General features: G+C 71.8%; 13 protein-coding genes and 3 pseudogenes. 8 read left to right on the forward strand and 8 right to left on the reverse strand.

From position 1 onward, the window contains the following. Positions 1–286: 286 nt before the first annotated feature. Together ACZ6BB_RS17825 and ACZ6BB_RS17830 are read right to left on the reverse strand one after the other, a co-directional pair. Positions 287–481 (reverse strand): annotated as a pseudogene (locus tag ACZ6BB_RS17825) (MBL fold metallo-hydrolase); the annotation flags it as partial. A 490-nt stretch (positions 482–971) separates the two neighbouring features. Then, positions 972–1,397: a nuclear transport factor 2 family protein gene (locus ACZ6BB_RS17830; protein ID WP_467348748.1), complete on the reverse strand. Its 426-nt coding sequence runs from the start codon at positions 1,395–1,397 to the stop codon at positions 972–974. 111 nt (positions 1,398–1,508) lie between these two features. Here ACZ6BB_RS17830 and ACZ6BB_RS17835 point away from each other — a divergent pair, with 111 nt between their 5' ends. Both ACZ6BB_RS17835 and ACZ6BB_RS17840 read left to right on the forward strand, forming a co-directional pair. Continuing rightward, positions 1,509–2,117, forward strand: a complete 609-nt coding sequence (locus tag ACZ6BB_RS17835; RefSeq protein WP_471616099.1) for a TetR/AcrR family transcriptional regulator — start codon at positions 1,509–1,511, stop codon at positions 2,115–2,117. Between the two features lie 219 nt (positions 2,118–2,336). Beyond that, positions 2,337–2,585: pseudogene (locus ACZ6BB_RS17840) on the forward strand (DUF2267 domain-containing protein); the annotation flags it as partial. 655 nt (positions 2,586–3,240) lie between these two features. Here ACZ6BB_RS17840 and ACZ6BB_RS17845 read toward each other — a convergent pair. Further along, the gene (locus ACZ6BB_RS17845) at positions 3,241–4,017 is read right to left on the reverse strand and encodes a hypothetical protein (RefSeq protein WP_471616100.1); all 777 of its coding nucleotides are present in this window, start codon (positions 4,015–4,017) and stop codon (positions 3,241–3,243) included. A 25-nt stretch (positions 4,018–4,042) separates the two neighbouring features. On the opposite strand from ACZ6BB_RS17845, the pseudogene ACZ6BB_RS17850 reads away from it, so the two are divergent. Continuing rightward, positions 4,043–4,123 (forward strand): annotated as a pseudogene (locus ACZ6BB_RS17850) (NUDIX domain-containing protein); the annotation flags it as partial. A gap of 45 nt (positions 4,124–4,168) precedes the next feature. On the opposite strand, the gene ACZ6BB_RS17855 reads toward ACZ6BB_RS17850, so the two are convergent. Beyond that, entirely contained in the window at positions 4,169–4,819 is a 651-nt protein-coding gene (locus tag ACZ6BB_RS17855) for an MBL fold metallo-hydrolase (protein ID WP_471616101.1), read from the reverse strand. Positions 4,820–4,828: 9 nt separating this feature from the next. After that, a complete protein-coding gene (locus ACZ6BB_RS17860; protein WP_471616102.1) occupies positions 4,829–5,515 on the reverse strand; it encodes a maleylpyruvate isomerase family mycothiol-dependent enzyme in 687 nt (228 codons plus the stop codon). 225 nt (positions 5,516–5,740) lie between these two features. Here ACZ6BB_RS17860 and uvrA point away from each other — a divergent pair, with 225 nt between their 5' ends. Both uvrA and ACZ6BB_RS17870 read left to right on the forward strand, forming a co-directional pair. After that, the gene (uvrA, locus tag ACZ6BB_RS17865; protein ID WP_471616103.1) at positions 5,741–8,800 is read left to right on the forward strand and encodes an excinuclease ABC subunit UvrA; all 3,060 of its coding nucleotides are present in this window, start codon (positions 5,741–5,743) and stop codon (positions 8,798–8,800) included. A 197-nt stretch (positions 8,801–8,997) separates the two neighbouring features. Next, positions 8,998–9,861 (forward strand): helix-turn-helix domain-containing protein, encoded by an 864-nt coding sequence (locus ACZ6BB_RS17870; RefSeq protein WP_471616104.1) that lies wholly within the window; start codon positions 8,998–9,000, stop codon positions 9,859–9,861. 94 nt (positions 9,862–9,955) lie between these two features. Here the strand turns inward: ACZ6BB_RS17870 and ACZ6BB_RS17875 are convergent, their stop codons facing one another. The 3 genes from ACZ6BB_RS17875 to ACZ6BB_RS17885 form a co-directional block, all read right to left on the reverse strand. Next, on the reverse strand, positions 9,956–10,867 hold the full coding sequence (locus tag ACZ6BB_RS17875) for a carbohydrate kinase family protein (RefSeq protein ID WP_471616105.1): 912 nt from the start codon (positions 10,865–10,867) through the stop codon (positions 9,956–9,958). Between the two features lie 102 nt (positions 10,868–10,969). Then, positions 10,970–11,935: a hypothetical protein gene (locus ACZ6BB_RS17880; RefSeq protein ID WP_471616106.1), complete on the reverse strand. Its 966-nt coding sequence runs from the start codon at positions 11,933–11,935 to the stop codon at positions 10,970–10,972. A 226-nt stretch (positions 11,936–12,161) separates the two neighbouring features. Continuing rightward, positions 12,162–12,536, reverse strand: a complete 375-nt coding sequence (locus ACZ6BB_RS17885; RefSeq protein ID WP_471616107.1) for a response regulator — start codon at positions 12,534–12,536, stop codon at positions 12,162–12,164. A 202-nt stretch (positions 12,537–12,738) separates the two neighbouring features. Here ACZ6BB_RS17885 and ACZ6BB_RS17890 point away from each other — a divergent pair, with 202 nt between their 5' ends. The 3 genes from ACZ6BB_RS17890 to ACZ6BB_RS17900 all read left to right on the forward strand — a co-directional run bounded on the left by ACZ6BB_RS17890 (position 12,739) and on the right by ACZ6BB_RS17900 (position 18,347). Further along, the gene (locus ACZ6BB_RS17890; RefSeq protein WP_471616108.1) at positions 12,739–14,133 is read left to right on the forward strand and encodes an ABC transporter substrate-binding protein; all 1,395 of its coding nucleotides are present in this window, start codon (positions 12,739–12,741) and stop codon (positions 14,131–14,133) included. Further along, positions 14,130–15,530, forward strand: coding sequence for an ABC transporter substrate-binding protein (locus tag ACZ6BB_RS17895; protein ID WP_471616109.1), 1,401 nt, complete (start codon positions 14,130–14,132; stop codon positions 15,528–15,530). Before ACZ6BB_RS17890 ends, ACZ6BB_RS17895 begins: the two co-directional genes overlap by 4 nt. A 129-nt stretch (positions 15,531–15,659) precedes the next feature. Next, complete coding sequence (locus ACZ6BB_RS17900) at positions 15,660–18,347, forward strand: PAS domain S-box protein (RefSeq protein ID WP_471616165.1); 2,688 nt, start codon at positions 15,660–15,662, stop codon at positions 18,345–18,347. Positions 18,348–18,584 lie beyond the last annotated feature (237 nt).

Below are 18,584 nucleotides of genomic sequence, written 5' to 3' on the forward strand. Positions count from 1 at the left end.
TCCGCCGGGTCGCCCGCCAGGTGCGTCGGGCAGGAGCCCGGCGGCGCAAGACGCGCAGGGCGCGGGCGTGGTCCACGGTCCACGGCAACGCTGATCCTCTGCCGGAACACCTCACCGTCCTCGGCCTCCGGGCCGCCCCGGGGCTCTCCTGCGGGGCGGCGCGGAGGCCAAGGGCCGTGAGGTGACAGCGGCGGTCGCAGCCCGCTTGAGCCCGAGCGCGGAACGGGCCTGAATGCGCGACCGCCCCCGCTTCGGTTTCGAAACAGGGGCGCTCGGCGTTGGACGGTTACCAGCCTCGTGCGCGCCACTCCGCGAGGTGGGGCCGCTCCGTGCCGATGGTGGTGTCGTTGCCGTGGCCGGGGTAGATCCACGTCTCGTCGGGCAGAACGTCGAAGAGCTTGGTCTCAAGGCCGCCCATCAGGGAGTTGAACTCTTCCGGACGTGTTGTCCGACCAGGTCCCCCCGGGAACACGCGGTTGCCCGGGAGAGCGCTCCTGACCTTGTTGGCGTGGTGTCGTCAGGGTGAGGCCCTTTCCGGCGAGGCAGCCGTCAATGACGTTGCTGGGGTACCGGCTCTGGCGGAGGCCCTTTCTGATGGTGCGCATCAAGTGGTCCTCACCTTGCTGGTGCAGCAGGTCCTGGCCGAACCGGCCTGGGAGAAAAAGTTGAGCGACGAGGACCGGCGCGGCCTGACCGCGCTGTTCTGGTCCAACGTCAATCCGTAGGGCACCTTCCGCCTGGACATGAGCAAGCGCCTCGACCCGGGGCCGGCGGCTGCCGTGCCCCGCTCCCGCGCAGCGGCGGACATCGCCGAGCGATCGAGTGCGCAGACGCGATGAGCCGTCGCGGGGCCGCCGGCGGCCCGCCCGGGCGGGAAAACGCCGAGGTGGGCAGAGCGTGCGGCGGGCGTCCGCGGACACGCCCACGCCCCGGGGAGCTGCGGCGCTCTCAGGTCCGGCGGTCCGGGTCCGCTACGGGAGGGGGCGCTCTGCCATCTGCTCGATCGCGGTTGCCTGGGACCAGACCGCTTGCCACTGGCCGTCTGCGTTCTCATAGGTGTCGGTGTGCCAGTAGCTCGCGCGGGGCACCCGGTGGTGCTTGAAGATCACCTCCAGCGTGGCCTGGTAGCGGATGACGGCGGCGTTCCCGTGAATGCGGACGTCGATGGGGCCGGGTTCCCATTCCACGTAGTCGATGTCTCCGGTTGCGATCGCCTGGAGGTATGCGTTCTTGGGCAGCACGTGGCCGACGGGGGTGACGAGCTGGAAGTCGGGTGAGTGCAGCTCGGAAGCTGCACGGATGTCGCCTGCGACGAGCGCTCGGAGCCTGGCCCGCTCGACGTCGCGGATCTGCTCGGCGATCGCACCACCGGCCGGGACGGCTGCTGTCTGCGTCATGGGCTTTCACTCCTGATGGGTTGAGAGGCCAGGCACTGAGTGTGGGAACCCGAGATGACCAGCCAATTTGGACTCATTGACGCTGGGAGTCCATTGCGTCAGGATCACAGCATGGCAGACGACCGAACGGAACACATCCTCGATGCCGCACTGACCGCCTTCTGTCAGTACGGCTACGGCAAGACCACCATGCAGGACGTGGCCCGTGCCGCCGGGATGTCCCGGGCTGCCCTGTACCTGCATTTCTCCAGCAAGGAAGATCTCTTCCGGGCAGGGTCCCGCCGGGCGCACTCCCGGGCGCTCGGCGAGGTGGACACGGCTCTCACCCGGCAGGGCGACGTGCTGTCCCGAGTCGATGCCGCGATGGCCGCCTACTTCGGGGGACTCCTGGCACAGATCTCGTCGAGCGTGCACGGTGGGGAAGTCCTCGATGCGAGTCTCGACGTCGCCGGAGACATCGCCGGCGAGGCCCATGCGGCTCTGGTCGTCCGGCTCGCCTCCGCGCTGCATACCGCCGCGGCAGCGGGAGAAGTGCAGTTCTCGACCTCCGACGCGACCGCCGAGGACATCGTGCTTCTCCTCCTCGCGGTCGAGGACGGGCTGAAGAAGACGAGCGCGGACCCGCAGTCGCGGCAGCAACGGAAGGCGTTGTTCCTCCGTCTGGTGCACGCGGGAATCGCACCCCTGCGTCAGCCCCTCACAGAAGGCAACGCCCCGTGATGACGTCCCTGCACTGCCCGCGCCCGCACCCGACACCCCAGGGGCCCGCCATGGCGACCCAGGGTGACCCGACCGTCCCGCCGGGTGGTCGAGATGATCGTGAACACGACGACGGGCCGGGTCCGGAGGGCTCGTGCCCTGGGGGAGCGTGAAGCGATCTCCCATATCGGAGCAGAGCGTCACCCCATGTGATGGACGGGGCAGCCCAGGAGGGGGTGGCCGTCACGCGCTGCTCGCCAGTGGTCCCGGCGGGGCCGGGCCGGCCGCGCAGGGACCGGATGGGCCTTCGTCAAGGACCTCGCCGCCCGCACCGGCGCCTCCCTGGGCACCACCCGCTGGGACACCGGATCCGTCTTCTCCGCCGTCGCCGCCCACGCCGGCCCCGACCTCATCACCCGCATCCTGGGCCGGCTCCCCACCGGCTACGCCCTGCTGTTCGGCCGCGCCGAACTCACACCCGCCGTGTAGTCGGCGACGTGCGGGGCGGACGCGACCCCCACCGCCCATACGTCGGGGCCCTGGGACCATGGCGTGCCCTTCCAGCACAGGTCACCGAACTCCTCTTCCCAGTCCGGCGGGTGACGGGGCCGGACCTCGTCAAGCCTGCGTTCGGCACGCTCGGTGATGGGCGCCCAGCCCGCGCCGCGCGCACTGAACTGACGGTGCCGGACAGGGCCCGTGGCCCGGGCGCGGAGGGCGGCGGTGTACTTCTCGCCGGTGGCCCCGGTCGATCACCTTGGGGCGAGGGCACTGGTGTCGGTGGGCGGCGTACGCGTCTTGCCGGGCGAGAGCGCATCGCGGCGCTGCCGGCGTGGCGCGAGACGTCTTGCAAGGGCCCTCTGCATGTTCCTGGCGGGTGGCTTTCGCTGCCCGAGCGTCGACGTGCCTGAACGCGCGACCGCCCCCGCTTCGGTTCGAAACGGGGGCGGTCGTCGTCGGACGGGTTACCGGCCTCGTGCGCGCCACTCCGCGAGGTGGGGCCGTTCCGTGCCGAGGGTGGTGTCGTAGAAGCGTCCGCTGTATTCACTTCGAAGGAAAAACGAATGCTCTCCAGAGGCCATCTCATTTGGCGAGTCTGCGGTACCAGATGAGGGTGCAGGCGGCGATGTTGTGTCGCACCCGCTCAGCTGGCCGAAGTGTTCTGTGTTGCCTCGCGTGCCTCGGTGAGGGCTCGCTGCCTGAGGTTGCCGCCGAACAACTGAATCGTGGTGGCGGCCAGGATGTCATCCCTGCCGATGGTCCGCCCGTCCCCCCTGCGGGCGGACAGGGCCCGGAGGGAATCCTTGAGGAAGGGAGGTGGGGCCGGTTCGCCCGACATCACCAGGGTGACCGTACCGAAACGTTTGACCCCGCCCTCGCGGACGACCATGGCCGCGTCCCGGGCGAGGTCCGTCAGGAACACGCTCGCGATTCCGTCCAGGTCGCGGACCATCGCCGGGACGGCCGTCGCCCCCTGGCTCCACAGCAGCTTCTTGACCCCGGCCTCGAACCTGTGGGCGCCGACCACAGCACTCGGTTTGCGCGACCTGCTGCGCTTACGAGAAGGCACGATGACACCCTCGGCGTCGTACAGGACACCGGTCAGGCCTTGAAACGTCGGGCTGTGGTCGTACCATTTGTCCCCCACCTCGAGCTCGACGTTCCGGTCGATCGCCGAGAGAAGGTCCCCGGGAATCAGCTTCTTCCGGGCCTCCGCCGCCGCCGCTCTCTTCGCGCCGTCGATGATCTCCGTCAGTACTGTCCGCGTCACCGACGCGGCGGCCCACGCGGCCGACCGAGAGACGTGCATCGAGGTCACGTCCCTGAACACCGCTTTGACGAGAGAAGGCTTGAACGGCGAGACATCCATGACCGAGGCGGTCTCGGGACCGCTGCGCTCGCGTGCGGGCTGTGCGGTCATCGGAAGAAACGCTCCCTAGGGTGAATTGCTGTGGGCGCCACCTGGCGGCAAGGTTGAAGCCGACGAGACTGCGGCCGAGGCAGCTGTCCGAGAGGCGCAGGAAGAGCCCGGCGTCTCCGTGGAGGCGATCAAGTCCCTTGGTGGTCTGCGACTACCAGCCCCGAGCCCACCACTCCTGAATGTGCGGGCGCTCCGCCCCGAGGGTGCTGTCGTTGCCGTGCCCGGGGTAGATCCAGGCCTCATCCGGCAGGCTGAACACCTTCTCCTCGAGCCCGCTCATCAGGCTCTGGAAGTCCTCGGGCCGTGTTGTCCGGCCAGGGCCCCCCGGGAAGAGGCAGTCCCCGGTGAACACGTGCGGGTGCCCGTGCGGGTCGTCGTAGATCAGGGCGATCGAACCCGGGGTGTGGCCCACCAGGTGGCGCGCGGTGAGTTCCACGCGCCCGACCCGGATCGTGTCGCCGTCGCCGACGGGGACGTCGGTGGCCACGGGGATGCCCTCGGCGTCGTCCCGGCCCGCGTAGGTGCGGGCGCCGGTGGCCGCCACGACCTCGGCGAGGGCCTGCCAGTGGTCGCCGTGCCGGTGCGTGGTGACCACGGACGCGATCCCGTCGTCGCCGATCAGGGTGAGCAGGGTGCCGGCGTCGGCGGCGGCGTCGATCAGCAGTTGCTCGTCGGTGGCCCGGCAGCGCAGCAGGTACGCGTTGTTGTCCATCGGGCCGACGGCGACCTTGGAGATCATCAGGTCCGGCAGCTCGTGCACATCCGCAGGACCGCCGACCTTCACCGCTCCGCTGTACGTCATGGGTGCAGCCTATAGCGGGGGCAGCTGCGGAAGAGCCCCTCCTTCGACGCGCAGCGCGGTGCCGTCGCGGCGGCCCGCGAGCCAGCCCAGGAGCGCCGGCGCGGTCCCGGTCACCGTCACCCCGGATCCGGAAGCGGCGCCACCGGTGGTCCACGCGCGCGTACCGTCCGTCACGCGGGTGTGCGGCACGTCGGGATGCCCGGTGAACCGGTCGACGAGGAAGCCGATCTGCCGTTCAGTGAACTCCGGCGGAAGATCCTCCAGCTCGTAGCCGATGCCGAGGTCCACGTGATGGATCTCCACCTCGATCCAGCGCCGGAAGGGCACCCGCGCCGCGGAGTCCGTGACGCCGTTGCGCAGCTCGACCGTGCGGGTCCAGTCCGCGGGGAGCGCGGCGGCGTCCTGGAAGCGGTCCGCGCTGTCGCGCACGTCGGCGAGCTGCTCCTTCAGGGGCCGCGGCGCGTCCCGCTCGATGTCGGTGTCCCGGGCCTGCGCGGAGGCGTACATGGGGCGTCCTTCGAAGACGTTCACCAGCGCGTCCGCGTTGCGGGCGAGGTGGGCGAGGACGTGCCCCCGGGTCCAGCCGGGCAGCCGTGACGCCTCGGTCACAGCGGCGTTGTCCAGTCGGGCGGCTGCGGTGAGGAGCCGGTCCGTCGCTTCTCGTACTGAGGCCAGGTCACGCGCGTGATCCATCATGCCGTCGACCCTAGCCCCGGCCCCACCTTCGGGTGAAGGAGTCCGGCCACGCCCGCAAATCGAATGCACGTGCTATATGGTCGGGTGTGGCGTCGGGCATGCTGGAAGGCCCGGGATTTGTTGTGGAACGGGGAAACAGGACCGGCGCTGTCAGTGGCTCCCCCTAGTCTGTGGAAGACGGGGGCTCTGGCCCCTGTCACTCACTCAAGAAAGGTGCGGACCGGCGTGGCCGACCGTCTCATCGTCCGTGGCGCGCGCGAGCACAACCTGAAGAACGTCTCGCTCGACCTGCCACGCGACTCGCTCATCGTCTTCACGGGCCTGTCGGGGTCGGGCAAGTCCTCGCTGGCCTTCGACACGATCTTCGCCGAGGGGCAGCGCCGGTACGTCGAGTCGCTCTCCTCCTACGCCCGGCAGTTCCTCGGGCAGATGGACAAGCCGGACGTCGACTTCATCGAGGGTCTGTCCCCGGCGGTCTCCATCGACCAGAAGTCGACCTCGCGCAACCCGCGCTCGACGGTCGGCACGATCACCGAGGTCTACGACTACCTGCGGCTGCTCTTCGCGCGCATCGGCAAGCCGCACTGTCCCGAGTGCGGCCGCCCGATCTCCCGCCAGTCGCCGCAGGCCATCGTCGACCGGGTGCTTGAGCTGCCCGAGGGCAGCCGCTTCCAGGTCCTCTCGCCGCTGGTGCGCGAGCGCAAGGGCGAGTTCGTCGACCTCTTCGCGGATCTGCAGACCAAGGGGTACAGCCGCGCGCGGGTGGACGGCGAGACCGTCCAGCTCTCCAGCCCGCCCACCCTGAAGAAGCAGGAGAAGCACACCATCGAGGTGGTCGTCGACCGCCTGACGGTGAAGGACTCCGCCAAGCGCCGCCTCACCGACTCCGTGGAGACGGCCCTCGGCCTCTCCGGCGGCATGGTCGTGCTCGACTTCGTCGACCTCCCCGAGGACGACCCCGAGCGCGAGCGCATGTTCTCGGAGCACCTGTACTGCCCGTACGACGACCTGTCCTTCGAGGAGCTGGAGCCCCGCTCCTTCTCCTTCAACTCGCCCTTCGGCGCCTGCCCCGACTGCTCCGGCATCGGTACGCGCATGGAGGTCGACCCCGAGCTGATCGTCCCGGACGAGGACAAGTCGCTCGACGAGGGAGCCATCCACCCCTGGTCGCACGGCCACACCAAGGACTACTTCGGCCGTCTCATCGGCGCCCTCGCCGAGGCGCTGGGATTCCGCACCGACATCCCCTTCGCCGGACTCCCGCAGCGCGCGCGTAAGGCGCTGCTGTACGGCCACAAGACGCAGATCGAGGTGCGCTACCGCAACCGGTACGGGCGCGAGCGGGTCTACACGACAGCCTTCGAAGGCGCCGTCCCCTTCGTGAAGCGGCGGCACGGCGAGGCCGAGAGCGACGCCAGCCGTGAGCGCTTCGAGGGCTATATGCGCGAGGTGCCCTGCCCCACCTGCGAGGGCACCCGGCTGAAGCCGATCGTCCTCGCGGTCACGGTCATGGAGAAGTCGATCGCCGAGGTCGCCGCCATGTCCATCAGCGACTGCGCCGACTTCCTGGGCAAGCTCAAGCTCAACAGCCGCGACAAGAAGATCGCCGAGCGCGTGCTGAAGGAGGTCAACGAACGGCTGCGGTTCCTGGTCGACGTCGGCCTCGACTACCTCTCGCTGAACCGCGCGGCCGGCACGCTCTCCGGCGGCGAGGCCCAGCGCATCCGTCTGGCCACCCAGATCGGCTCCGGTCTCGTCGGCGTGCTCTACGTCCTCGACGAGCCGTCCATCGGTCTGCACCAGCGCGACAACCACCGGCTCATCGAGACCCTGGTCCGGCTGCGCGACATGGGCAACACGCTCATCGTCGTCGAGCACGACGAGGACACCATCAAGATGGCCGACTGGATCGTCGACATCGGTCCCGGCGCGGGCGAACACGGCGGCAAGGTCGTGCACAGCGGCTCGCTCAAGGAACTGCTGGACAACACCGAGTCGCAGACCGGGCAGTACCTCTCGGGCCGCAAGGCCATCCCGCTGCCCGACATCCGCCGCCCGCTCGACCCGGCCCGGCGGCTCACCGTGCACGGCGCCCGGGAGAACAACCTCCAGGACATCGACGTCTCGTTCCCGCTGGGCGTCTTCACCGCCGTCACCGGTGTGTCCGGCTCCGGCAAGTCCACGCTGGTCAACGACATCCTGTACACGCACCTGGCCCGTGAGCTGAACGGCGCCAGGAACGTGCCCGGCAGGCACACGCGCGTGGACGGCGACGACCTCGTCGACAAGGTCGTGCACGTCGACCAGTCGCCGATCGGCCGTACGCCCCGGTCCAACCCGGCGACGTACACCGGTGTCTTCGACCACGTCCGCAAGCTGTTCGCCGAGACCACCGAGGCGAAGGTCCGCGGCTATCTGCCCGGCCGCTTCTCCTTCAACGTCAAGGGCGGCCGCTGCGAGAACTGCGCGGGCGACGGCACCATCAAGATCGAGATGAACTTCCTCCCGGACGTCTACGTCCCGTGCGAGGTCTGCCACGGCGCCCGGTACAACCGGGAGACCCTGGAGGTCCACTACAAGGGCAAGTCCATCGCCGACGTGCTGAACATGCCGATCGAGGAGGCGACCGACTTCTTCGAGGCCGTCCCCGCGATCGCCCGCCACCTCAGGACGCTCAAGGACGTCGGCCTCGGCTACGTCCGGCTGGGCCAGGCCGCCACCACCCTGTCCGGCGGTGAGGCACAGCGCGTGAAGCTCGCCAGCGAGCTCCAGAAGCGCTCCACCGGACGCACGGTCTACGTCCTGGACGAGCCGACCACCGGTCTGCACTTCGAGGACATCAGCAAGCTCCTCACGGTGCTGTCCGGCCTGGTCGACAAGGGCAACACGGTCATCGTCATCGAGCACAACCTCGACGTGATCAAGACCGCCGACTGGGTCGTGGACATGGGACCCGAGGGCGGGGCCGGAGGTGGCCTCGTCATCGCCGAGGGCACGCCCGAGCAGGTCGCCGGGGTGCCGGCCAGCCACACCGGCAAGTTCCTGCGGGAGATCCTGGGCGCCGACCGGATCAGCGACGCGGCCCAGGTGAAGGCCCCGCGCAAGGCCGCCGCCAAGAGGGCGGTCGCCGCCGGCGCGACGGCGAAGAAGACGGCGACGGCCCGCACGACGGCGGCCGCCGGGAAGACGACCACGGCCAAGAAGGCGGCCACGGCCAAGAAGGCGGCCACGGCCACGAAGAAGGCGACCCCCGCGAAGAGGACCACGCGGGCCCGCGAGGACTGAGGAGTCCGGGGCGCCCCGGGCGCCCCGGGAACCAAGGAGATCCCGGGCGCCCGAGGCGCCCGGACGACCGGTCCGGCGATCTCCCCGAACGTGCGGTGGCCCGCGGGAACACCCCGCCGGCCACCGCACGTCGCAACCCGGTCGAGGCGGTGGCGGAAGAGGCACCTCGGCGGCGGCGCACCCTGTACGTTCGACGGGTGAGCGACAACGAGTTGGCCGCCTTCCTGCGCAGCCGCCGCGAAGCCATGACCCCCGTCGAGGCGGGCCTGCCCGCCGGGCCCCGCCGCCGTGACCCCGGCCTGCGCCGCGCCGAGCTGGCCACGCTCGCCGGGATCAGCGTCGAGCACCTCACCCGCCTCGAACACGGCCGCGACCTCAGCCCCTCCCCCCAGGTGCTCGGCGCCCTCGCCGACGCGCTGTGCCTGCCCGTGCCGGACCGGCTGCTGCTGCGCCGGCTCGCCGAGGAGAGCGGCGACCGCACGACGTGCCGCCCGGCGGCCGCTCCGCCCGCCCGGAACGTACGGCCCACCGTCCGGGCCCTCCTCGACCGGCTGGAACCCACCCCCGCGGTGCTGCTCAACTGGCTCGGCGACATCGTCGCCCACACCTCGGGCTACGAGCGCTTCGCCCGCCCGCTCGGACTGCTCGACGGCGACCCGCCCAACATCACGCGGTATCTGTTCACCGACGAGCGGGCCCGCACGGTGTACCCGGGCTGGGAGCGGCTCGCCGACGAACAGGTCGCCCATCTGCGCCACGAGGCCCCGCCGCACGACCCGTACGTCGCCGCCCTGACCGACGAGTTGACGGTCACCGCGGGTGCCCGGTTCACCCTGCGGCTGAAGGGCGTACCGGCCATGCCGCTGCGCAACGGCACGGATCTCGTCGAGCATCCGCAGGCGGGCCGGCTGCGCCTGGCGTACGAGACGCTCGCCCTGCCGGACGACGGCCGGCGTCTCGTGGTCCACCTCCCGGCCGACGAGGCCACGGCCGTCGCCCTCGCCCGGCTCGACCCCCTGCACGGCCGCGCGCAGGAGGCCCCGAGCACGGTCGGCGGCTGAACAGACGAACACACACGGGGCGCACGGGGCACGCGGGGCCGTACGGGGCCCCGCAACGCCGCCCGGTCAGGCCACCGTCGCACGGGGGGAGCGCCTAGACCTCCCCCACCTCCGCCGCGTACGGCGGCTCCGCGCCCGCCCGGGAGCAGGTGATGGCCGCCGCGCGGGCGGCGAAGCGGAGCAGGCGGACCCAGTCGTCGGCGCCGAGGGCCGCGAGGGCGGTGGCGGAGAGGGCGTCCCGGGCCGACAGACCGTGCAGGAGGGCCGCGTTGACCGTGTCACCGGCGCCGATGGTGTCGACGACGTCGACCGTCTCGCCCGGTACGGAGTGCTCCGCGCCGGCGCGGGTGTGGACGGTCAGGCCGGCGCCGCCCCGGGTGACGACGACCGCGGCGGGTCCGCGGTCCAGCCACGCGCGCGGGGTGCCGCCCAGCCACCGGGCGTCCTCCTCGGAGAGCTTGAGCAGCGACACCGAGGGCAGCCAGCTCCTGAACCGGGCCCGGTAGGCGTCCGCGTCGGGAATCAGCCCCGCCCGGATGTTGGGGTCGAGGGCGGTGAACACCCCCTGGGCGGCGGTGGCGTGCAGCAGCTTCTCGTAGGCGCTCGCACCGGGTTCCAGCACGAGGGAGCAGGTCCCGAAGGAGACGGCACGGGTGCCGAGGGGCAGCCGCTCGGGAGTCTCGAACAGGCGGTCGGCGCTGCCCTCGACGTAGAAGGAGTACCGGGCGGAGCCGTCCTCGCCGATCGAGGCCAGGGCGAGGGTCGTGGGTTCGGGCCCGCGCTGCACGGACGTCACCTCCACGTCGGCGTCGCGCAGGCCGGCCAGCAGGGCCTCGCCGTAGGCGTCCTGGGAGACCCGCGAACAGAAGGCGGTGGGGGAGCCGAGGCGGCCGAGCGCCACGGCCGTGTTGTAGGGCCCGCCGCCGCGCGCCGGCCGCAGATCCACGAGCGTGCCCGCACCTCGCGGGACCAGGTCGATCAGGGCTTCACCGGCGACGACGATCACGAGGCGGATCCTTTCTCGGGGGCTGTCGGCCGGAAAGTATCGCAAAGGGGTGCGCACCACGACGGACGGCGGTCGCCGGCCGGGCCCTGGTCCGCCGGGACGTCACTCCCAGTCCCAGCCGATCCCCACGACCCCCGTCCGCACCCGCGGTTCGACGAGGTGGACCGAGCGGTGCGGGCCGCTCAGCGGGAGGATCTGCCGCCCGCTGCGGGGGGCCGCGGCGGAGTGCTGGCTGAAACGGTGGCAGCGCAGGGGCAGGGCCCGTTCGTCGAAGCGGACCTGGAGGGCGTACTGGCCGCCGGTGGAACGGAAGCCGCGGACGTACTCGGTGCACACGCCGGCCGTGCCGTCGTCGAAGCCGTAACGGAAGAGGTACGTGTCACCGCTGCGCAGCCGGGTGTCGAAGAGGAGCTCGGCGACGAGGACACCGGTCTCCCGGTCCCAGCGCACCCTGCCGCTGCGGCAGTTCTCCAGGGCGCGGAGGGCGATCCGCTCCGGCGCGCAGCCCGGGTCGCCGTGGTGGACGGCCACATAGCGGTCCACGCCGTCCCTGTGGGCGCGCACGATGTGCTGGGACTCGCGGCCGAGCAGTTCCCGGCCCGCGCCGACGCGCACCCGCTCGTGGTGGCCGACGGTGTGCACACCGCCGTCGAGCGGCATGCGCAGCTCGTCGAAGAGGCGCTCCAGGACACCGGACGCCTCCACGACCGAGCGGTACGAGCGGCCGGCGGGGCGCTCCGGGCCGGGGTGCTCGTCGGCCCGGACGAGCAGCCGGATCAGGGACTCGTCCGGGAGCTGGAGGATCTCCTCCAGGGCACGCACGGCCCGCAGCGACTCGGGACGCTGCGGACGCCGGGCGCCCTGCTGCCAGTAGCTGAGGCTGGTGACGCCGACCTTGACCCCGTGGCGCGAGAGGTGGTGCTGCACACGCTGCAGCGGCAGGCCGCGGGCGGCGATCGCGGCGCGCAGCGCGACATGGAAGGGGCCGCCCCGCAGGACCGACTCCAGCTCCCCCGTGGAGACGTCCCGGACCGCCGCGACGTCCGCGTGCTCTGTGGCGTGCCGCATGCAGAGACCTTTCTGTAGAGGAGGGGCGCGACGGGTGACCGGACCACGCGGGCCGAGGGGGCGCCCGGTGGGTCCCCAGGGCTCCGGCCGCCGTCGGCGGCCGTGTGTCCGTCCGTACATCCGCGGGAGAGGGCCCCTTGCCCCGAGTTCCCCCGCATTGAAGCGTGTTGACCAAGTCCCGACAACACCTGACGCGTGACATGGCCGGACACCATCGGCAAGATCCTCAACGCGTCCCGGGCCCCTGGTCGGGCCGCAGCAGGTCGAGCAGCGCCTGCCCCGAGAGCCTGGACTTGTGCAGGAACCCCCGGGCCGGACTGGCGGTGACGAGTTCCTCGATGTCGTCCAGCGGGTGCGTGGAGGTGAGCACGATGACGGACGGGGCGGCGCCCGCGAGCCTCGGCGCGAGCTCCAGACCGCACTCGCCGTCGAGGTCGACGTCCAGAAGGACGAGATCCGGGACCAGCTCCGCGGCCCGTGCCAGCGCCTCCGTGCCCGAGCGGGCCACACCGACGACGCGGATCCCGTCGCGCTCCAGCAGCGTACGGGCAGCCTCCAGGAACCGGGCGCTGTCGTCGACGATGAGACAGCGCGTGGACATGCGCACAGCCTCCCAAGGCGGTCATGGACGCACATTACGGCTAGCGGGAAAGAGTCGGCGCCGCGGGACCACGTCAGCCGGAATGTGCCCATGTCCCGTGCCGTGACGACGGGTTCGCTCTCACCCTGGGAGTCGGCGGCGACACGAGGAGTAGCATGTCGCTGCCCTGGGGCCGAACAGGCCCGTGGAGTGGGGGTGTGCGATGAACAGGCAGCGCCGGGACCTCGGAGAACGTCCCGTACGCCGTGCCCTGATGGCGGGTGCGGCGACCGCCGCGCTGCTCCTCGCCGGGTGCAGCGGCGAGGGCGGCGACGGACGGACGGACGAGGTGGGCAAGGCGGCGGGCGACACCACCTGCGACGGGCGGATCGAGGGCACCGCCCACATCACGATGTGGTTCCACGCGGGCCAGAGCGGTGAACAGAGCACGCTCAAGAGCCAGGTCGGGGAGTTCAACAGGTCCCAGCGGCAGGTACGGGTCGAACTGGTCACCCTGCCCGAGCAGCGCCCGTACAACGAACTCGTCCTGTCCGCGGCGGCCAGCGGCGACCTGCCCGACCTGCTCGACTTCGACGGCCCCAACCTCTACAGCTACGCATGGTCCGGCACCCTCAAGCCGATCGACTCCTGCGTACCCGCCAGGACCCGCGAGGACCTGCTGCCCTCCATCCGCGAACAGGGCACGTACGACGACCGGTTGTGGGGCGTGGGCACGTTCGACTCCGGACTGGGTCTGTACGTGCGGCCGTCCGTGCTCAGGAAGGCGGGCGTGCGCATCCCGAAGGGCGTCGACGACGCCTGGACCGCCGACGAACTGACGCGGATCCTGCGCAGGCTGCGCGCCCAGGGCTACGAGGCGCCGCTCGACCTGAACTTCACCGACTCCCGCGGCGCGGACGAGTGGAACACCTACGCCTTCGCACCGGCGGTGTGGTCGGCGGGCGGTGACCTCATCGACCCCGAGGAGTTCCGTACGGCCGACGGGTTCCTCAACGGCCCGGAGGCCGTCGGGGCGCTCACCACCATGCAGAAGTGGGTGGAGGAGGGCTATGTCGACCGGGACGAGAAGAAGGACAAGAGCGCGTTCGTGAAGGGCCGCAGTCCCATCTCCTGGATGGGGCACTGGAAGTACGGCGAGTTCAGCAAGGCGTACCCGGGCGACGTGGCGATCGTGCCGCTGCCCGACTTCGGCACGGGAACCGTCACCGGCATGGGTTCCTGGCAGTGGGGCATCCCCTCGGGGGGCGCCGACGGCGACGCGGTGTGGCGTTTCCTGGAGTACCTGCTGCGGCCCGAGCAGGTGGCCAGGATGAGCGAGGCCAACGGCGCGATCCCGGCGACGGAAGGGGGTGTGAAGCTGTCCCCGCTGTACGACGAGGACGGCGCGGAGCGGCTGTTCATCGAGCAGCTGCGCAGCGGCGCCGCCCGGCCGAGGCCGCAGACACCGGCGTACCCGGCGGTCACCGTCGCGTTCTCGCACGCGGTCGCCGACATCGTCTTCTCCGGCGCCCCCGTCGAAAGGACGCTGGACAAGGCGGTCGAGACCATCGACCAGGATCTCGCCGCCCACGACGGCTATCCGAAGAGCGGACCGTGACCCGAGCCGCCGGACCCCGGCGCACGCCCCGCCCGGCGGGCCGGCCCGGCACGACGAGGCCGGCCCGCCGGGCCCCGTGGGCGTTCGTGCTCTGCACGGCGCTGCTGCTCGCGGGCTGCGAGACGGGCGGAGGCGGCGGCGAGGACATCCGGCGGGGCTCCGACGCGACCTGCGACGGGCGGATCGACGCCCCCGCGCAGATCACCATGTGGTACCACCGGCCGTCGGCACGCGGCGAACTGGAGGTGCTACGCGCCCAGGTCAGGGCCTTCAACGCCGCCCAGGACGACGTCACCGTCCGCCTCGTCCGCCACCCCGAGGGCGACCACGACGACCTGGTCCGCGAGGCGGCCGCCGACGGTGAACTGCCGGACCTGCTCGACTTCGACGCCCCGAAACTGTTCAGCCATGCCTGGGCCGGCGACCTCCGGCCCATCGACTCCTGCGTCCCGAAGCCCCTGCGCGCGGACCTGCTGCCCTCCGTCGTCGAGCAGGGCACCTACCGGGGCAGGCTGTGGGGCCTCGGCACCTTCGACTCCGGACTCGGCCTGTACGTACGGCCGTCGGTGCTGAAGAAGGCGGGCGTACGCATCCCGCGGGGCATCGGCGACGCCTGGACCGCCGACGAGTTCACCGGCATCCTGAAGAAGCTGCGCGCTCACGGCCACGAGCGGCCGCTGGACCTCCAGCTGCAGTGGGCCGACACGGAGTGGGGGACGTACGGCTTCGCACCGGTGCTGTGGTCGGCCGGCGGCGACCTGATCGACCGCTCCACCTATCGAACGGCCGACGGCGTGCTCAACGGGCCGCGGTCGGCCGAGGCGCTGACCACGCTGCAGGGCTGGGTGAAGGCGGGCTACGTGGACGCGAACAAGGACTTCGAGGCCTTCCAGAAGGGCAGAACCCCGGTGTCCTGGGCCGGCCACTGGTCGTACGGGCGCTACACCGAGGCCCACCCGGCAGACGTGGCGATCGTGCCGCTGCCCGACTTCGGCACGGGCAGCGCCACGGGCATGGGCTCCTGGCAGTGGGGCATCCCCGCGGGCACGGCGGACGGCGACGCCGTGTGGCGGTTCCTGGAGTTCCTGCTGCGCCCCGAGGAGATCCTGCGGATGACCGAGGCCAACGGCGCGATCCCCGCCACCGGAACCGCGATCGCGCGGACCGACGCCTTCGCCGAGGGCGGCCGTGCACGCCTCTACATAGAACAGCTGCGCGCCGGGACCGCGCGTCCCCGGCCGCAGACCCCCGCCTATCCGGCGATCACCGAGGCCTTCTCCCAAGCCTTCGCGAAGATCTTGCGGGGAGGGGCCGTACAGCCCGCGCTGGACGAGGCGGTGCGGGCGGTCGACCAGGACCTGGCGGACCACGGCCACTACCCCCCGACCGGACCGTGAGGCCCGGCCGTGCTCAGCCCGCCGTCCCACGGACGTATCCCCGCCCCACGCCCCGCCGTGACCCGCCGGCCCGTCGCGAACGCGGCCACCGTCCCGTTCCTGGCGCGGCTGCGCGTCGGCCCCAAGCTGATGCTGCTCGTCCTGCTGCCGGTCACCGTCCTGCTGTCGTTCACGGCGTTCACCGCCATGACCCAGTGGCGGGAGGCGCGGACCCTGCGCGACTTCGACACCGCGATCGAGGTCTCGTTCGCGACCAGCGAGGTCGGCGGCGCCGTCGCCCGGGAGCGGATCGCCGCGGTCGAGGCCCGGCTGAGCGCCGGACCGGACACCCTGCGCGGCCGGGCGGAGGCCCAGCGCGTCACCGACGACGCGCTGCGGCACGCCTTCGGCGAGGCCGTCGACCGGGAGGTGGGCTCCGACGTCGCCGGGGTCCTCGACTCCGTACGCCGTCAACTGCACGCGCTGCGGGTCCAGACGGGCACCGGCTCGCTCGACGCCCAGACCCTGACCCGGCGGTACGAGGTCATCCAGAACAAGGTGCTCGACACGGTGGCCGGCCTCGAAGCCGGGCGCCCCACCCGGGCCGCGGGCCGCGCCGCCGACGCCCACATGGCGATGCTGCGGGCCGTCGCCGCCACCGAGAGCGAACGGGCGGAACTCGCCATCCTCTTCCACACCCCCGGCGAGCGGCGCACCACCGCCGCCGCGGGCCGCTGGACCGAACTGGAGAAGTCCCAGCTCAGAAGGTTCCAGCTGACCGCCTCCGACGGACTGAAGGTCGAACTGCACACCGCGATCTTCGAGGCCCCCGGCCGCGAGGTCCGCACGGTCCGCGACCTGCTCGCCGACACCGACCCCCGGCCCGCCGACTGGCCCTCGTACGACAGCTGGCTCGCCGACTCCGAGCGCTATGTCGAGGCCCTGCGCGGCATCCAGGACCGGGCCGCCCGCGAACTCGACGACACCGCCCACCGCGATCTGCGCGCCATACGGGCCCGCGCCCTCACCGAACTCGGCATCTCCCTCGCCGTCCTGGCCTTCGTCACCCTCCTGGCGCTGGCCCTGCGCCGCTCGATCACCCGCCCCCTCGGCCAGGTCTCCGAGGGCGCCCGCGCCCTGTCGGAGGGCGACCTCTCGTACGACATCCGCTACACGGGACGCGACGAACTCGGGGACGTGGCCGACACGTTCCGCGAGCTGCGGGTGACCGGTGAACGGCTGGCCGACGAGATCCGGGCCATGAACACCGCGATCGACGCGGGCCGCCTCGGACACCGGGCCGACGTCGACTCCTTCGACGGGACCTGGGCCCAGCTGCTGGGCGGCATGAACGGCACCATGGCCTCCTTCGCGGCTGCCCACGGCCGGCGCAGACGGGCCGAACAGGAACTGGAGGGCATCTTCAACCTCTCCATGGACCTGCTCTGCATCAGCGGCGTCGACGGCTACTTCAAGCGCGTCAACCCGGCGTTCGAACGCACCCTGGGCTACCCGATGGAGACACTGACCTCCCGGCCCATGCTCGACTTCGTCCACGAGGAGGACCGGGACAAGACCCGCGAGGCCGTCGCGCTGCTGGCGAGCGGCACCGAGGTCGCCGAGTTCGAGAACCGGTACGTCCGCGCCGACGGCACCGAACGCTGGCTGCAGTGGAGCGCCCGGCCGGTCCCCGAGGAGGGCCTCGTCTACGCGGCCGCCCGTGACGTCACCGAGAGCCGCCTGGCCGCGCTCGAACAGAGCGCGCTGCGCCGGGTCGCCACCGCGGTCGCCCGCGGGGTGCCGCCGGCCGACGTGTTCCGGAAGGTCGCCGAGGAGGTGGCGTCCCTGCTGGGCACGGCGGCGGCCGTCCTGCGCTACGAGCCCGACGGCGGCGTCAAGATCCTCGGGATCGCGCACGCGCGCGGGGACGCGGCCGCCGAGATGGTCCGTACGACCCGCCGCGAGGCGGCCCGACGGGCCATCGCCGCGGTGGCCCGCACCCGGCGCTCCGCCCGGTCGGGCACCTGTGTGGGCGCCCCCATCGTCGTCGAGGGCTGTCTGTGGGGGGTCGTCGTGGCGGCCTCGCTCCTCGACCCGCTGCCCGGCGGCACCGAGTCCCGGCTCGCCGACTTCACCGAACTGATCGCCACCGCGATCGCCAACGCCGACAGCCGCGCCCAGCTGGCCGCGTCCCGCGCGCGCGTGGTCGCCGCCGGGGACGCCTCCCGGCGGCGCATCGAACGCGATCTGCACGACGGCGTCCAGCAGCGCCTGGTCTCCCTGCAGCTGGAGCTGCGGATGACCCAGAGCCTCGCGGAGGACCCCTCCTCGGAACTCGCCCGGCAACTGGACCAGCTGGCCAAGGGGCTCGACGACACCTTCCAGGACCTGCTCCAGGTGGCCCGGGGCATCCACCCGTCCATCCTCTCCCGGGGCGGCCTGGGGCCCGCCCTGCGTGCCCTGGCCCGCCGCTGCGCCGTGCCCGTGGAACTCGATCTCGCGTTCGGCAAGGCCCGATTCCCGGAACAGGTCGAGGTGGCCGCCTACTACGTCATCTCCGAAAGCCTCACCAACGCCGTCAAGCACGCGCGCGCGAGCGTGGTGACCGTGGCCGCCCAGGAGCGCTCGGGCGTGCTGGAACTGGTCATCCGTGACGACGGTGCCGGGGGAGCGGAACCCGACAAGGGATCGGGGCTCATCGGGCTCATCGACCGGGTGGAGGCGATCGGCGGCAGGTTGACGATCACCAGCCCGCCCGGCGACGGCACGACGCTGAGCGTGCGGCTGCCGCCGACACCGCCGCAGGAGGACGCGGCGGCCGTCCTGCCGCGTTCATGACCGCCCGAAGCGTACGCGGTGAGGCCCGTTCGAAGGGGGAGTTCGGGACTCGGTACGGGCGTACGTTCCGGGCGGCCGAATCGGACGGCGGAGACGGCCGTCCGGTCCCTGGGCAGGCGGATGTCTCGCCGTCTCCCGATCAGAGGCGCCGGTCCACCCGCGGCCGCACATCTGTGAGCATGACGGACACACGTTCCGGTGTCTTCACGGCCCTCCCCCAACTAGGCTTCCGGCTAG

Source organism: Streptomyces sp. NPDC041108, from assembly GCF_055592645.1.

Excerpts from the sequence above, each read along its gene's own strand:
- ACZ6BB_RS17830 (WP_467348748.1), bottom strand. The coding sequence starts at position 1,397 with ATGACGCAGACAGCAGCCGTCCCGGCCGGTGGTGCGATCGCCGAGCAG.
- ACZ6BB_RS17900 (WP_471616165.1), top strand. The coding sequence starts at position 15,660 with ATGCTGCTCGTCCTGCTGCCGGTCACCGTCCTGCTGTCGTTCACGGCG.
- ACZ6BB_RS17845 (WP_471616100.1), bottom strand. The coding sequence starts at position 4,017 with ATGACCGCACAGCCCGCACGCGAGCGCAGCGGTCCCGAGACCGCCTCG.
- ACZ6BB_RS17885 (WP_471616107.1), bottom strand. The coding sequence starts at position 12,536 with ATGTCCACGCGCTGTCTCATCGTCGACGACAGCGCCCGGTTCCTGGAG.
- ACZ6BB_RS17880 (WP_471616106.1), bottom strand. The coding sequence starts at position 11,935 with ATGCGGCACGCCACAGAGCACGCGGACGTCGCGGCGGTCCGGGACGTC.
- ACZ6BB_RS17890 (WP_471616108.1), top strand. The coding sequence starts at position 12,739 with ATGAACAGGCAGCGCCGGGACCTCGGAGAACGTCCCGTACGCCGTGCC.
- ACZ6BB_RS17835 (WP_471616099.1), top strand. The coding sequence starts at position 1,509 with ATGGCAGACGACCGAACGGAACACATCCTCGATGCCGCACTGACCGCC.
- ACZ6BB_RS17860 (WP_471616102.1), bottom strand. The coding sequence starts at position 5,515 with ATGATGGATCACGCGCGTGACCTGGCCTCAGTACGAGAAGCGACGGAC.
- ACZ6BB_RS17855 (WP_471616101.1), bottom strand. The coding sequence starts at position 4,819 with ATGACGTACAGCGGAGCGGTGAAGGTCGGCGGTCCTGCGGATGTGCAC.